This window comes from Oryzihumus sp. (assembly GCF_054325275.1).
The window spans coordinates 1-13603 of sequence record NZ_JBTCWL010000087.1; the positions used below are offsets into that span (position 1 = coordinate 1).

Here is a 13603-nt window from a genome sequence, read left to right on the forward strand (position 1 = left end):
CCGCCCGGCCCACTCCTTGGTTCGAGTCCCGTCACTCACCCCAGCGCCATCGGGCGCTTCGACAGAATCAGAGCCCGACCACCGACAGAGAGACGCCCCGCTTGGGGGCCGCTCAGGCGCGCTGTGCGACGGTAGCCTCGCGCTGCCGGGCACCGCCCGCCGGCTGCACCGCGATGGGGGCGCCGAGCCACTCGGCCGGGATGCCGAAGCCCTCGACCAGGGCCAGCGCGTCCGGGCGCAGCTCGGCGCACAGGGCGTTGACGGCGGCGGTCACCGCCTTGGCCCGGGAGGGGGTCAGTCGCCCGTGCTCGAGGAACCAGGCCTTGTCCTGCTCGATGGTGGACAGCGCGTAGAGGTCGCAGACCCGGGACAGCGTCTCGCGGGCCGCCGGATCGGTGCACGCCTCGATGCCGGCCACGAACGCCTTGAGCACCACCCGGTCGACATACGCCCGCGCGGCCCGCAGGACATGGTCCTGGGCGGCGTTGAACACCGCGAACGCGTCCGCGTCGGGAGCCCCGGCCCGCCGCAGCCGTCGCGCCAGGCCCTCGAGGACGTGCTTCTCCCGGTCTTCGAACAACCTCAGGTGCAGGGCCCGGTCGCGCAGGTCGGTGTCGCCGGTGCGCGGGCCGGCGCCGCCGATCCGCTCGAGCAGCGGCCGGGTGGCGGTGCGCTCGATGACGCTGGCGGCGATCTGGCCCGCGGCGTAGCGGACCATGCCCAGGGTGTCCAGGTCGCCGAAGGTGTCGCGGTACCCGGTGAGCAGCCCCTTGGCCACCAGCTGCAGCAGCACCGTGTTGTCGCCCTCGAAGGTGGTGAACACGTCGGTGTCCGCCTTCAGTGCCGGCAACCGGTTCTCCGCCAGGTAGCCCGCCCCGCCGCAGGCCTCGCGGCAGGTCTGGATGGTCGAGGTGGCGTGCCACGTGACCACTGCCTTGATCCCGGCGACGCGGGACTCCAGCTCGCGCTGGGCGACCTCGTCCGGCTCGACGGCGGTCTGCACCTCGTGCAGGGAGGCGACCAGCTCATTCTGGGCGAACTGCAGCGCATAGCTCGTGGCCAGCGCGGGCAGCAGCTTGCGCTGGTGCGTGCGGTAGTCGAGCAGGAGGACCTCCTCCTCGCTGCCGGGAGCGGCGAACTGGCTCCGCTGCGCGGCATACCGGATGGCGATGGCCAGCGCGGTCTTGGTGGCGCTGCCCGCGGCGCCGGCCACGCTCACCCGGCCGCGCACCAGGGTGCCGAGCATCGTGAAGAAGCGGCGGCTCTCGTTCTCGATCGGGCTGGAGTAGGTGCCGTCCCCGGCGACGTCGCCGAACCGGTTGAGCAGCGCCGTGCGCGGCACGCGGACGTGGTCGAAGGCCAGCGTGCCGTTGTCGACGCCGGCGAGGCCGGCCTTGGCACCGCAGTCGCCGATCGCGACGCCGGGGCAGGCGCGGCCCGCCTCGTCGCGGATGGGCACGAGCAGCGCGTGCACCCCGTGGCTGCGGCCTCCGGTCACGAGCTGGGCGAAGACCACCGCGAGGCGCCCGTCCCGGGCAGCGCCTCCGATGTAGGTCTTGACCGCACCCTCGTGCGGGGTGTCGACGACGAACTCGCCGGTGCCGGGGTCGTACGTGGCGGTGGTGTGCAGGTGCTGCACGTCGCTGCCGTGCCCGACCTCGGTCATCGCGAAGCAGCCGGGCAGGGCGAAGGAGATGACGTCCTCCAGGTAGCGCTCGTGGTGCTCCCTCGTGCCCAGGTTGACGATGGCGCCGCCGAAGAGCCCCCAGTGCACGCCGGCCTTGACCAGCAGCGACAGGTCCCCGTGCGCGAGCATCTCGAACGCGGTCACCGAGGCGCCGACGTCGTTCCTGCCGCCGAACTCCACCGGGAAGCCGTTGCGCGGGTGCCCGGTCCCGGCCAGGAGGCGCATCTGCTCGAACACCCTCGCCCGGTGCGCCTCCTGGTCGAGCGTCGGGTCGGTCAGCAGGTCCTCGGGTGTGAACCGCTCCCGCGCCTCCTGGCGGACCTGGGCCCAGCGGCCGTCGAGCGCGGCGCGCAGCGCGGCGCCGAGCGGGGTCAGGTCGGTCATCGGCTCTCCTCGGGGACGTCGGCTGTGTCAGGTGTCCGCAGGGCCCCGGCGAGGCCACCCCAGGCCAGGTCGGTGACCTGCCGGGCGAGCACCTCGCGGGGCTCTCGGTCCGGCTGCGCGACCCAGTGGTCGGCCGCGGCCCGGACCAGGCCGATCAGGCTGTGCGCCCAGGTGCCGGCGGCGCGGTCGTCGCGCCCCTCCCCGCGCAGGCGCGCGGCCAGGATGGCGGTCACCTGCTCGGCGATCCGGGAGGTCATGCCCTCCACCGGGTCGTCGGACACTGGGGTGTCCAGCAGCGGGCGAGTCACCACGAAGCGGTAGACCTCGGGGTCGCGCTCGACCAGCGTGAGGTAGCTGTCGACAGCGGCCGCGACGAGCGCACGGGGGTCGCCACCGGCGCCGGGCGTGGCCAGCGCCGAGCCGAGGTCGCGCAGGATGAGGTCGTCCACGGCGGCCACCACGGCGCGGTAGAGCCCGGCGCGGTCGGTGAAGTGCCGGTAGATGACGGTCTTGCTGGTGCCGGCCTGCGCGGCGATCTGGTCCATGCCGACCCTCGCCCCGTGCCGGCGGATGGCCTTCATCGTCGCCTCCACCAGCTCGGCACGTCTGGCCTGGCGGTGCTCGGCCCACCGGGTGTCACGCCCGTCGGTCCGGGTGCTGGGGCTCATGCGGGGACAGTACCGCGTACTCGGCGTACCTGCTACTTTCGGTATCAGGAACGTGCATGGCTCCCCGCACCACCACGACAGCTGGAGGAACCCTTGGCCCCGCAGTCTCCCCGCCCGGTCTACGTGGTCGGCGCCAACCGCATCCCCTTCGCCCGGTCCAACGGGCCGTACGCCCACGCGTCCAACCAGGACATGCTCACCACCGCCATCGACGGCCTGGTCGCCCGCTGCGGCCTCGCGGGCGAGCAGGTCGGCGAGGTCGCCGCCGGCGCGGTGCTCAAGCACAGCCGTGACTTCAACCTGACCCGCGAGGCCGTCCTCGGCTCGCACCTGTCGCCCTGGACGCCGGCCTACGACGTGCAGCAGGCGTGCGGCACCGGCCTTGAGACCGCGATCCTCGTCGCCAACAAGATCTCCCTGGGCCAGGTCGACTGCGGGATCGCCGCGGGCGTCGACACCGCCAGCGACGCACCGATCGCGATCAACGAGGGGCTGCGCCGGACGCTGCTGCAGGCCAACCGGGCCCGCAACCTCGGCGGCCGGGTCAAGGCCCTGACCGGCCTCCGCCCCGGCCAGGTCGTCCCCGAGATCCCGCGCAACGCCGAGCCCCGCACCGGCCTGGCGATGGGTGAGCACCAGGCCCTGACCACGGTCGACTGGGGCATCACCCGCGAGGCCCAGGACGAGCTCGCCGCCGCCAGCCACCACAAGCTGGCCGCGGCCTACGACCGCGGCTTCTTCGACGACCTGCTCACGCCCTACCTCGGCCTGACCCGCGACCAGAACCTGCGCGCCGACACGTCGGTGGAGAAGATGGCCGCGCTCAAGCCGGTCTTCGGCGAAGGTGAGGGGGCCACCATGACGGCCGGCAACTCCACACCGCTGACCGACGGCGCCTCCGCAGTGCTGCTGGCGACCCGGGAGTGGGCCGACGAGCACGGGCTGCCAGTGCTGGCCCGGTTCGTCGACGCGACCACCGCTGCCGTGGACTACGTGCACGGTGACGAGGGCCTGCTCATGGCCCCCGCGTATGCCGTGCCCCGCCTCCTCGCCCGCCACGGCCTGACGCTGCAGGACTTCGACTTCTACGAGATCCACGAGGCCTTCGCCTCGACCGTGCTGTGCACGCTGAAGGCCTGGGAGGACGAGGAGTTCTGCCGCGACCGGCTCGGGCTCGACGCACCGCTGGGCGCGGTCGATCGCAGCAGGCTCAACGTCAACGGCTCCTCCCTCGCGGCCGGCCACCCATTCGCCGCGACCGGCGGCCGCATCGTCGCCACGCTGGCGAAGCTGTTGTCCGAGAAGGGATCTGGTCGCGGCCTGGTGTCCATCTGCGCCGCCGGCGGGCAGGGCGTGGTGGCGATCCTGGAGGCCGCGGCATGAGCGACCGGTACCTCGACCTCGTGAACAGCGGCCTGGGCCGGACCCTCGCGGCCCGGCTCGGCCTGCCCCGCCCCACTCCCCTGCGCCGGTATGCCGTGGGCCAGCCGGTGCTCGACGGCCCTGCCCTCGTCGCTGGGGTCGGCGACGCACCGCTGCTGGCCGTCGTGAAGCCGGCCCTGGTGCGCGCCGCGGTGGACGTCGTGGAGGTGGGCGCCGGGCCCGGGCAGGCGACCGGCAGGCTCGGCGCCGTGGTGCTCGACGCCAGCGCCGCCCGGACGGTCAGCGACCTGGAGGGCGTGCGGGCCGTCCTCGCGCCGGCCCTGAAACGGCTCGGGCCGTGCGGCCGGGTGCTGCTCCTCGGCGCCGCGCCGGAGCGGCTCGGCGCACCGGCGCAGGCCGCCACCCAGCGCGCCCTCGAGGGCATCGTCCGCAGCGTCGCCAAGGAGCTGCGCGACGGCGCCACGGCCAACCTGCTCTACGGTGCAGGGGACGGCGGACCGGCACTGGCGTCGCCATTGCGCTTCTTCCTCTCGGCCCGCTCGGCCTACGTCGACGGCCAGGCGCTGCGCGTCGGTCCCGGCACAGAAGAAGGTGCCGGCGACGGTGACCACCCGCTGGCAGGGAAGGTGGCCGTGGTGACCGGCGCCGCGCGGGGCATCGGCGCCGCCATCGCCGAGGTGCTCTCCCGGGACGGCGCCGAGGTCATCTGCGTCGACATCCCGGCGGCGGGCGACTCGCTCGCCGCGGTCGCCAACCGGGTGGGCGGCAGCACGCTACAGCTCGACATCACCGCCACGGACGCCGGGGAGCTCATAGCGGCCCACGTGGCGCGGCGCCACGGCCGCCGGCTCGACGTCATGGTGCACAACGCCGGCATCACCCGCGACAAGCTGCTGGTCAACACCGACGCCGAGCGGTGGGCCAGTGTGCTGGCGGTCAACCTCGATGCCCAGCTGCGGATCAACGACGTGCTGCTCGACGCCACGCGGGAGGGGGCCCTGGCCGACGGCGGCCGGGTCATCAGCGTGTCCTCGACCAGCGGGATCGCCGGCAACCGGGGTCAGGCCAGCTACGCCGCGAGCAAGGCCGGCGTGATCGGGCTGGTGCAGGCCCTCTCGGCCCAGGTCGCCGGCCGAGGCATCACCGTCAACGCCGTCGCGCCGGGCTTCATCGAGACCGAAATGACCGCCCGGATGCCAATCGGCACCCGCGAGGTGGGGCGCCGGATCAACAGCCTGGGCCAGGGCGGCAGCCCGGTCGACGTCGCAGAGGCGATCGCGTTCCTCGCGCAGCCGGACAACACTGGGGTCACCGGCCAGGTGCTGCGGGTCTGCGGCCAGAGCCTGGTCGGGGCCTGAGCGATGGGCGACGGCACCAACACCCTGAACCTGGGCGAGTCCCCGAGCCTGGCCGGGCTCTTCGCCCGGGCGGCGCTGACCGCGCGGGGGCGCAGTGGCCCGCTGCCCGACCTGGAGGTGCTGCGTGCCGGGGTGAGGGTCGACCGGACCCACCTCGCGGCATACGACCGGGTCTGCGGGTTCACCTTGCACGACACGCTCCCCGCGACCTACCTGCACGTGCTGGTCTTCCCGCTGCAGGTCACCCTGATGGCCGAGCCCGGCTTCCCCCTGGCGCTGCCCGGGCTCGTGCACCTGCGCCAGCGCCTCGCGCAGCACCGGCCCGTGGATGCCGGGGAGGTGCTGGACCTGCGCGCGACAGCGACCGACCTGCGCCCCCACCCCCGGGGTGCGCAGGTCGACCTCGTCGGTGAGGTCCGGGCCGGCGACGAGCTGGTCTGGGAAGGGCGCAGCACGTACCTGTCCCGCGGCGCCGCGGCGCCACCCGGTGACGCCGCCCCCGAGGCGCCCCTGGACGTCGACGTGGACCGGCTCAGGCACCCCACCGCCACGTGGCGGGTACCAGCGGACCAGGGTCGGCGCTACGCGGCGGTCAGCGGGGACGTCAACCCGATCCACCTGAACCCGTTGGCCGCCAAGGCGTTCGGCTTCCCGCGGGCCATCGCCCACGGCATGTGGACGATGGCCCACGCCCTGGCCTCCGTCGAGGCACGACTGCCGGAGCGGTATGCCGCGGACGTCGTCTTCCGGGGGCCGGTGCTGCTGCCCTCGACGGTCGACCTGCTGGCCCGCCCGGTCGGGCCGGGGGGCTGGGACCTGATGGTGCGCTCGGGCGACCTGGAGCACCTGCGCGGAACCGTCCGCCCGGGGTGAGCCCGGACGGCGGAAACACCCCTCGTTGAGGGACGGGCCGGGAGTCAGCGCGCTCACTTCATCAGGCGCACTCGGCGAGCTGTGAGATGGCCACGCTGAGCATGCCAGCGGCCATAAGCCACGCGAACAGGTTGTGCGTGGCCAAGCCCAGGACCATGCTCACCACGCAGACAAGAACGGCAGCGACGAACAAGCCGAGCCGGGCGGATCTGCCCACGGCGACCAGCGTGGCACGGCGCGCCCTTCGGCGGGACCCCTCGGGGGCGGGTCCGGGCGCCTGCTGGCACCCGGCGTGCCATCCAGGTCGGGACGTTCGGCGATGGTGCGGCGGATGACCGCGCCGGACCATCAGTCATGACCCAGTTCCACCCGCCCCTCACGACTCAGGCCCGCCACGGGCTGCACCCCGACCTGCACGAGATCGCCGCCCAGCTGCATCGGGACTTCGACGACCTCATCGGGGCGGAGGTCGTCGACCGGGTCCTCGACGAGGTGGCGGCTCGTTTCGTGGATGCACGGGTGCGCACGTTCCTGCCCCTGCTCGTCCACCGCTACGCCAGGAGTGACCTGCGGGCAGTCTCCGGAAGCGGTCCCGCGGCCGATCGGGTGCGAGCCCGGGCTGGTGGTCCTCCTCCGAAGGACTGAGGTCATCCGCCGGGGATGATGACCCCTGTCCCGGCTCCCCGGAGGCTCCTGTGGTGGGAGTGTGCGCATACGCGCGCTTTGCCCAGCATCGTGGCGTTCGTTCGGTCGTGTTGCGGGCGCCCGTGACCGACCTGGAGACGACATGCGTGAGCCCGACCGCACGACCCTGCCGTTGACCACGCCGCCGTTCGAGGGAAGGGCGAACCGCACTCTCCGCGGTTCCACACCCGACTGGAACCTGATCCGTCACCCGGAGCCCCCGCAGGGCGCGCCGAACGTGCTGCTGGTGCTGATCGACGACGCCGGGTTCGGGAACCCGAGCACCTTCGGGGGGCCGATACAGACGCCGAACTACACCCGGCTCGCCGAAGCCGGGCTGCGCTACAACCGGTTCCACGTCACCGCACTGTGCTCCCCCACCCGTGCGGCGCTGCTGACCGCGCGGAACAACCACACCGTCGGCTTCGGCTCCGTGGGTGAGTTCTCCAGCGGGTTCCCCGGCTACACCGCCATGGTGCCGCTCGAGTGTGCCCCGCTGCCGCGAATCCTGCGCGACAACGGCTACAGCACGGCCGCCTTCGGCAAGTGGCACCTCACCCCCGACGGGCAGCAGGGACCCGCCGGCCCGCTGGGTCGCTGGCCGACCGGGTGGGGCTTCGACTACTTCTACGGCTTCCTCGGGGGCGACTCCGGGCAGTGGGACCCCTGCCTGGCCGAGAACCAGAAGATCATCGGGACCCCGGCAGAGTACGACGACGAGGAGAACCCCTACTACCTGCCGGATGCGATGGCCGACAGGACCATCGAGTGGCTGCACGGGGTGCGCGGCCAGGACGCGCGCAAGCCGTTCTTCGTCTACTTCTCCACCGGCTGCAGCCACGCCCCTCACCACGTCGCCTCCGAGTGGGCCGACAGGTACAAGGGGCAGTTCGACCAGGGGTGGGACATGTTGCGGGAAGAGGTCTTCGCGCGGCAGAAGGAGCTCGGTGTCATCCCTGCGGACGCGGAGCTCACGGCACGCGACGATGCCTTCCCGGCATGGGCCGACGTTCCCCCACGGCTGAAGGCCTTCTACGCACGCCAGATGGAGGTCTACGCCGGGTACTCGGAGAATGCCGACCACAACGTCGGCCGCGTCATCGACGCGATCGAGGAGCTGGGCGAGCTCGACAACACCCTGGTCATCTGGATCTGGGGCGACAACGGCGCCAGCATGGAGGGCACCATCACCGGCTCGTTCAACGAGATGACGATGCAGAACGGCATCCCGCTCACGGACGAGATGCAGCTGCAGCTCTCCGAACGCTACGGCGGCGAGGAGTCCTGGGGTGCCCCGATCATGGACCCGCACTACTCGGCGGCCTGGGCCTGGGCCGGGAACACCCCGTTCAAGTGGGGCAAGCAGGTCGGCTCACACCTGGGCGGCACCCGCAACCCGATGGTCATCCACTGGCCGGAGCGCATCGTCGACCCCGGCGGTCTGCGTTCCCAGTTCACCCACGTCACCGATGTCGGTGCGACGATTCTCGACATCGCCGGCATCCCGGCCCCGTCCCGGGTGGACGGGATAGAGCAGGAACCGCTGCACGGCTTCACCTTCGCCGACTCGCTGCTCGACGCGGCCGCGCCCGAACGCCACACCCAGCAGTACTTCGAGACGATCGGCAACCGGGCCATGTACAAGGACGGCTGGTGGCTGGCGATGAAGACACCCCGCATCCCGTGGGTGCTCACCCCCGAGGCGCTGCGACCCTACGCACCGGACGTGTGGGACCCCGACGGCGACCCGGCCGAGCTGTACTACCTGCCCGACGACTTCAGCCAGGCCCACGACCTGGCCGCCGACCACCCGGACAAGGTCCGGGAGCTCAGGAAGCTGTTCTGGAAGGAGGCCGAGCGGTACAAGGTGCTCCCGCTGCTGGCCACCCTGTCGGCATTCTTCGGCATCACACCGCCGCTGGAGGCGACCGACAAGATCGAGTTCCGCGGTGATGTGCAGAACGTCGCGCCCGGCATGATCCCGCGCATCTACAACCGTTCCTACGCGATCAGCGCGGAACTCGTCATACCGCCCGATGGCGCCGAAGGCGTCATCGTCGCCGAGGCGGACCACCTCGGCGGGTTTTCACTGTTCGTCGATGGCGGCCGGCTGACCCACACCTACTCGATGATGGGCGTGTTCGTCTATCGCCAGCAGGCCGACACCCCCCTGCCGACGGGTGAGGTGAGCGTGCGCATGGAGTTCGCCGCCGACGCCGCCAAACCGGCCACCGGTGGGCAGGTCACCTTGTTCGTGAACGACACTCCGGTGGGTGGCGGGAGGATGGACCACACGGTGCCGATGAGGTTCTCCGCCTACGCCGGGATGGACATCGGCCGCGACAACGGCGGCGTGGTCGACCTGAGCTATGCGGACCGGCGTCCGTTCGCCTTCACCGGCACCATCAAGAAGGTCGCCTTCGACGTCAAGCCGCACCGCAGGGCCAAGGACGAGCAAGCCATCCACACGGTCGCGCACCACGCCCACGCAGCACATGGACTCTCATCATGAACCCCACCGCCGGACTCAAGGTCCTGTCACTGCCGATCGACCAGGAGACCACTGACGTCCTGATCAGCAGCTACCTGTCCCACGACGCGGCCCGCGACGACTACGAAGCCGCGCTCACCTGCGGCGCCTACCTGCACGGCGCGATCCTCGTCGCCAAGGACCTGTCCGGCAAGGTCACGGTGCAACAGTCCGACCACATGGTCCGCGAAGGGGCCCAGGGGCTGGGCACCCTGGGGTTCATCACCGGGCTGGTGGTCTTCCCGCTGGTGCCGCTCACCACCGGCTTCGCCGCCGTGATGGGCGGGTTCCTGGGCGAGGCACTGCACCTGCTCACCGAGAGCAAGGTCAAGGGCCAGGCGGCGGCGATGATCCCCCTGGGCTGCGCTGCGCTCATCCTCGCCTACCCACGCTCCTCAGCGAGCGTGGTGGCGCCGGTGGTGACGAGAAGCCTCACCAAGGCCACGGCCGAAGCGCACGGCCACCACGTCCAGGCGTTGAGGGGCGCACTCGCCGGGGCCCAGCAGCAGATGGCCGCGACCGCCAGCTAGCAGGTCACCGCGAGCCAGCCGTGGAAAGCTGCTGGCCGGCCGAACAGGATCACCCGTGGATGAACGACGACCAGCCGCGCCGTCTGCCTGCTGTGCGGCCTCCCGCGGCGACAGCGCGGCAGCAGCACCGCCCGGCCCGAGGCAGCACATCGTCACCCGGGGACCCACCGGTCCGGACCCCACGCTGGTTGATCTGCCCGGCGGGTCTTTCCTGATGGGTGGCAACGACCCGGACGGGTTCCCCGCCGACGGTGAGGGCCCCGTTCGCGTCGTCACGTTGGCACCGTTCCGGATCGACCGTTACGCCACGTCCAACCAGAGGTTCGCCGAGTTCGTGGACGCCACGGGCTACCGCACCGACGCCGAACGGTACGGCTGGTCGTTCGTCTTCGCCGGCCTTCTTCCCGCGGGCCATCCGCCCACGAGCGCGGTGGCGGACGCCCCCTGGTGGCGGCAGGTCCATGGCGCGCACTGGCGGCACCCGGAAGGCCCCGGCTCCTCGCTGGACGGGCGGATGGACCATCCCGTGGTGCACGTCTCCTGGAACGACGCCGCCGCGTACTGCCAGTGGGCTGGGCGGCGCCTCCCCACGGAGGCCGAGTGGGAGTATGCCGCCCGCGGCGGCCTGGTGAGCGCACGGTATGCGTGGGGCGACGAGCTGACCCCCGACGGCCGATGGATGTGCAACATCTGGCAAGGCACCTTCCCCACCGACAACACCCTGGCCGACGGGTTCCTGGGCACGGCACCGGTCGACGCCTTCGACCCCAACGGCTTCGGGCTCCACAACGTCGCAGGCAACGTCTGGGAATGGTGCGCCGACTGGTTCAGCGCCACCCACCCCGGCACCCCGGCGCCCGACCCCAAGGGTCCGGCCAGCGGCGATTCCAAGGTCATCCGCGGTGGTTCCTACCTATGTCACCGCTCCTACTGCAACCGCTACCGCGTCGCCGCCCGGACCGCGAACACCCCCGACAGCTCAACGGGAAACACCGGATTCCGCTGCGCCGCCGACTGGTCAAGGGCTGTTCGCGAAGGGGCGATTGACCACCTCTCGGTCCGGCGGCGTCAGGGCTTGTAGTTGCTGAAGGGACCGCCGACGCGGTCGTAGGTGTTGCCGAGCTCGTCCTGGGTGATCCGGACGGCACCGTTGTCAGGGGTGAGAACGAGGTCCTGTTCCAGCTCGACGACCCGGAAGCTCCATCCGGGCGCGGGGGTCAGGCGGTCTCCGAGGTTCTTGAGGCTGTCGTAGCTCTGGGTAGGGTCGAGGATGAGGCTGGCGGACTTCATCACCCACGAGTCCCCGTCGGGGTCGTCGAGGATGAAGGCCGGGGAGCCCTTGTTGATCCCGAGCTGGGTGTCCCGCTTGCCGTGGACCGACTTGTAGGCGACGCTCTCGTGCTTGCGCATCTCCTTGGGCACGTCCAGCCACATGACCCAGCGCGCGTGCAGCCCGTTGAAGTCACGCTCCTTGCCGACCATGACCTCAACCCAGTCCAGGGTCCAGAGCCTGGGCCCGTTCTTGAACGCGCTGATTTCGTCGTACTGCTTCTTGAGCGCCTCGACGTCGACCTGGTCCACGAGTGCCTGGGGGCTGGTGTCCCCGCTTCCCGTGGGGTCGTTCAGCCCGATGGTGTTGTAGACCGCAGCCACGAGGTGACCGGTGAGGGCGTGACCACCGATCAGGAAGATCTCGGTGTAGCGCTGGCCTCGGACGTTGTCGAAGCGTTGGATCTTTGCGTCGACGTCGTCGTGGGGCAGTTTCGCGGACAGTTTCATCACGTGCTCTTCTCTCTGTGTCAGGTCACCCGGGCGATCCCGGGGCACTTCCAGGTCGCGTCGACCACCTCGGAACGGGGTCGGTAGAGGCGCAGGATGACGAACCACGCGTGGTGGGCTGATGTGGGCAGCCAGTTGGTTTCGTGGCCGTCGGGCGATTGGGGCTCGAGGTAGATGGTCAGGCCGCCGTCGTCCTCCCGCTTGAGCCCGGGGGTGCGGTCGCCCACGGAGTACCGGTGTGCCGGGTTGGGGATGAGGTTCATGTCCTCGCTGGTGTACGCGGACAGCGACCAGAAGGCGTCCACCGGCGGCGCTTGATCGGCGTCGAAGTGCAGCTCGTACGTGCCTTCGGGCGCGAGCTTGGTGCCGTTGGCGTCGTCGAAGTTGACGAGGTAGACGGCCTCGGCGGGGTCGTTGGCGGTGATGCCGGCCATGGACTGGTCGGCGGCACGGCTCAGGAAGTCGTCACCGAAACGGCCCTCGCGCGGCGGCGGGTAGCGCCAGCCGTTGACGGTGGTGGCCCAGTCCCCGCTGAGGAACTGCTGCTTGAGCATCTCCATGCCGACCAGCGCGGCCCGGGTGAGTCCCTGCTTGACCGTCGTGGGCTGCTGCTCGACGTCCAGGCCGGGTCCGATGCCGATACGGGCCAGCTGGCCCAGCACCACCGCGTGGTGCGGCGGGGGCGGGTTCTCGGCCAGCATCGCGTTGAGCGACTTCCACGGCGACAGCAGGTCGGTCTTCGAGGGCGGGGCGTAGACGTTGCGCCGCTGCGACCTGGCGCCGGGCTTGCCCCACCTGCTGAGCGGGGTGAGGCGGTACTTGGCCTGGAGGTCCTTGGCTGCCGGGACGTCGGAGGGGCCATCGACCAGGGTTCGCCCCAGGACCAGGACCCATGGGGTCGGTGAAGGTTGGGTGGGCTTGACCCCGGCGGGGAGGTCGCCGCGCCAGCCGGGCCCGATGAGCGCGTAGTCACCGCCCCCTGCCCCGGTGGTGCGCTGGCCGACGTAGTCCACGTTGTCCGAGGTGAACGCCATGATCTCGAACGTGAAGTACCGCTTGCCCATGTCGGGGTGAGACAGGATGACCGGGCCGTCGCGCAGGTCGACCCACGCCAGGGAGTACAACGTGTCCGTGTTCGGGCAGCCCCCGTCCCGGTAGGCCTCGTCGAGCAGCCGCGCCGCATGCCAGAAGTGGTTCACCGCGGCGTACGGGACCACGTCCGGGTTGCGGGGCTGGGTGACCCAGTCGTGCCGGAGCTGCGCGTTGTAGATGTAGGGGAAGCCGTAGATGAACGCCTGCAGCCCGGCGGTATAGGCGTACTCGGCACGCCAGTCACGGACGTGTCCGGTGAGGATCGGGCCGACCGCTTGACGCACCATGGGCACCGCCAGCGACAGCTTCCGGGCCCGAGCCGCCAGGGCCTCCGGATGCCGCACCGTTCCCCACGCGGCACGACCGTCTGCCACGACGCGGGCCGTGAAGGCGGGCAGGTCGCGGCGCAGATGCGACGCCGTGGCGTCGAAGAACCGCTGCGCCTGCTCGGATCGTCCGGGGTCCCGACGCACGGGAACCGCGTGGGGTTTGCCGCCATTCGAACCGGGCCGTAACCCTGGCGCCGACGTTGACATGTCCGATCCCTTCTGGCGCGCCTCGCCTCCAGCGGGAGAGGCCATGACCAGCTCACTCTCCGAGCCGAAGGGGGCCGCGTCGTCACCCCTGTGGGATGG

12 protein-coding genes are annotated in these 13603 nt (G+C 71.3%); 7 read left to right on the forward strand and 5 right to left on the reverse strand.

Annotated elements, in window-relative coordinates; translation table 11 throughout:
- Window positions 1-112: 112 nt before the first annotated feature.
- Window positions 113-2071 (reverse strand): acyl-CoA dehydrogenase family protein, encoded by a 1959-nt coding sequence (locus tag ACXVGS_RS17115; RefSeq protein ID WP_458530700.1) that lies wholly within the window; start codon window positions 2069-2071, stop codon window positions 113-115.
- Window positions 2068-2739: a TetR/AcrR family transcriptional regulator gene (locus ACXVGS_RS17120; protein WP_458532154.1), complete on the reverse strand. Its 672-nt coding sequence runs from the start codon at window positions 2737-2739 to the stop codon at window positions 2068-2070. The genes ACXVGS_RS17115 and ACXVGS_RS17120 overlap by 4 nt, the downstream gene beginning before the upstream one ends.
- Before the next feature lie 93 nt (window positions 2740-2832).
- Here ACXVGS_RS17120 and ACXVGS_RS17125 point away from each other — a divergent pair, with 93 nt between their 5' ends.
- From ACXVGS_RS17125 to ACXVGS_RS17135, 3 genes are read left to right on the forward strand one after another with little or no spacing between them, the layout of a single operon-like run.
- Window positions 2833-4122, forward strand: a complete 1290-nt coding sequence (locus tag ACXVGS_RS17125) for an acetyl-CoA C-acetyltransferase (protein ID WP_458532155.1) — start codon at window positions 2833-2835, stop codon at window positions 4120-4122.
- Window positions 4119-5480, forward strand: a complete 1362-nt coding sequence (locus ACXVGS_RS17130; RefSeq protein WP_458530704.1) for a 3-oxoacyl-ACP reductase — start codon at window positions 4119-4121, stop codon at window positions 5478-5480. Before ACXVGS_RS17125 ends, ACXVGS_RS17130 begins: the two co-directional genes overlap by 4 nt.
- Before the next feature lie 3 nt (window positions 5481-5483).
- Window positions 5484-6353 carry a MaoC family dehydratase gene (locus ACXVGS_RS17135; protein ID WP_458530705.1) on the forward strand — a complete coding sequence of 290 codons (870 nt, stop codon included), beginning with the start codon at window positions 5484-5486 and terminating at the stop codon, window positions 6351-6353.
- A 61-nt stretch (window positions 6354-6414) separates the two neighbouring features.
- Here the strand turns inward: ACXVGS_RS17135 and ACXVGS_RS17140 are convergent, their stop codons facing one another.
- Window positions 6415-6570 (reverse strand): hypothetical protein, encoded by a 156-nt coding sequence (locus tag ACXVGS_RS17140; protein WP_458537234.1) that lies wholly within the window; start codon window positions 6568-6570, stop codon window positions 6415-6417.
- A 137-nt stretch (window positions 6571-6707) separates the two neighbouring features.
- Between ACXVGS_RS17140 and ACXVGS_RS17145 the strand changes: the two genes are divergently transcribed.
- The 4 genes from ACXVGS_RS17145 (at window position 6708) to ACXVGS_RS17160 (ending at window position 11178) form a co-directional block, all read left to right on the forward strand.
- Window positions 6708-6998, forward strand: coding sequence for a three-helix bundle dimerization domain-containing protein (locus ACXVGS_RS17145; RefSeq protein ID WP_458530707.1), 291 nt, complete (start codon window positions 6708-6710; stop codon window positions 6996-6998).
- Between the two features lie 142 nt (window positions 6999-7140).
- Window positions 7141-9549 (forward strand): arylsulfatase, encoded by a 2409-nt coding sequence (locus ACXVGS_RS17150; protein ID WP_458532156.1) that lies wholly within the window; start codon window positions 7141-7143, stop codon window positions 9547-9549.
- Window positions 9546-10097 carry a hypothetical protein gene (locus tag ACXVGS_RS17155; RefSeq protein ID WP_458530709.1) on the forward strand — a complete coding sequence of 184 codons (552 nt, stop codon included), beginning with the start codon at window positions 9546-9548 and terminating at the stop codon, window positions 10095-10097. The genes ACXVGS_RS17150 and ACXVGS_RS17155 overlap by 4 nt, the downstream gene beginning before the upstream one ends.
- 55 nt (window positions 10098-10152) lie before the next feature.
- Complete coding sequence (locus ACXVGS_RS17160; RefSeq protein WP_458530710.1) at window positions 10153-11178, forward strand: formylglycine-generating enzyme family protein; 1026 nt, start codon at window positions 10153-10155, stop codon at window positions 11176-11178.
- Here the strand turns inward: ACXVGS_RS17160 and ACXVGS_RS17165 are convergent.
- Complete coding sequence (locus ACXVGS_RS17165; RefSeq protein ID WP_458530711.1) at window positions 11166-11876, reverse strand: hypothetical protein; 711 nt, start codon at window positions 11874-11876, stop codon at window positions 11166-11168. The genes ACXVGS_RS17160 and ACXVGS_RS17165 overlap by 13 nt on opposite strands.
- A 20-nt stretch (window positions 11877-11896) precedes the next feature.
- Complete coding sequence (locus ACXVGS_RS17170) at window positions 11897-13441, reverse strand: DUF1254 domain-containing protein (RefSeq protein WP_458533862.1); 1545 nt, start codon at window positions 13439-13441, stop codon at window positions 11897-11899.
- Window positions 13442-13603 lie beyond the last annotated feature (162 nt).

Excerpts from the sequence above, each read along its gene's own strand:
- ACXVGS_RS17130 (WP_458530704.1), top strand. The coding sequence starts at position 4,119 with ATGAGCGACCGGTACCTCGACCTCGTGAACAGCGGCCTGGGCCGGACC.
- ACXVGS_RS17115 (WP_458530700.1), bottom strand. The coding sequence starts at position 2,071 with ATGACCGACCTGACCCCGCTCGGCGCCGCGCTGCGCGCCGCGCTCGAC.
- ACXVGS_RS17135 (WP_458530705.1), top strand. The coding sequence starts at position 5,484 with ATGGGCGACGGCACCAACACCCTGAACCTGGGCGAGTCCCCGAGCCTG.
- ACXVGS_RS17120 (WP_458532154.1), bottom strand. The coding sequence starts at position 2,739 with ATGAGCCCCAGCACCCGGACCGACGGGCGTGACACCCGGTGGGCCGAG.
- ACXVGS_RS17155 (WP_458530709.1), top strand. The coding sequence starts at position 9,546 with ATGAACCCCACCGCCGGACTCAAGGTCCTGTCACTGCCGATCGACCAG.
- ACXVGS_RS17145 (WP_458530707.1), top strand. The coding sequence starts at position 6,708 with ATGACCCAGTTCCACCCGCCCCTCACGACTCAGGCCCGCCACGGGCTG.
- ACXVGS_RS17165 (WP_458530711.1), bottom strand. The coding sequence starts at position 11,876 with ATGAAACTGTCCGCGAAACTGCCCCACGACGACGTCGACGCAAAGATC.
- ACXVGS_RS17150 (WP_458532156.1), top strand. The coding sequence starts at position 7,141 with ATGCGTGAGCCCGACCGCACGACCCTGCCGTTGACCACGCCGCCGTTC.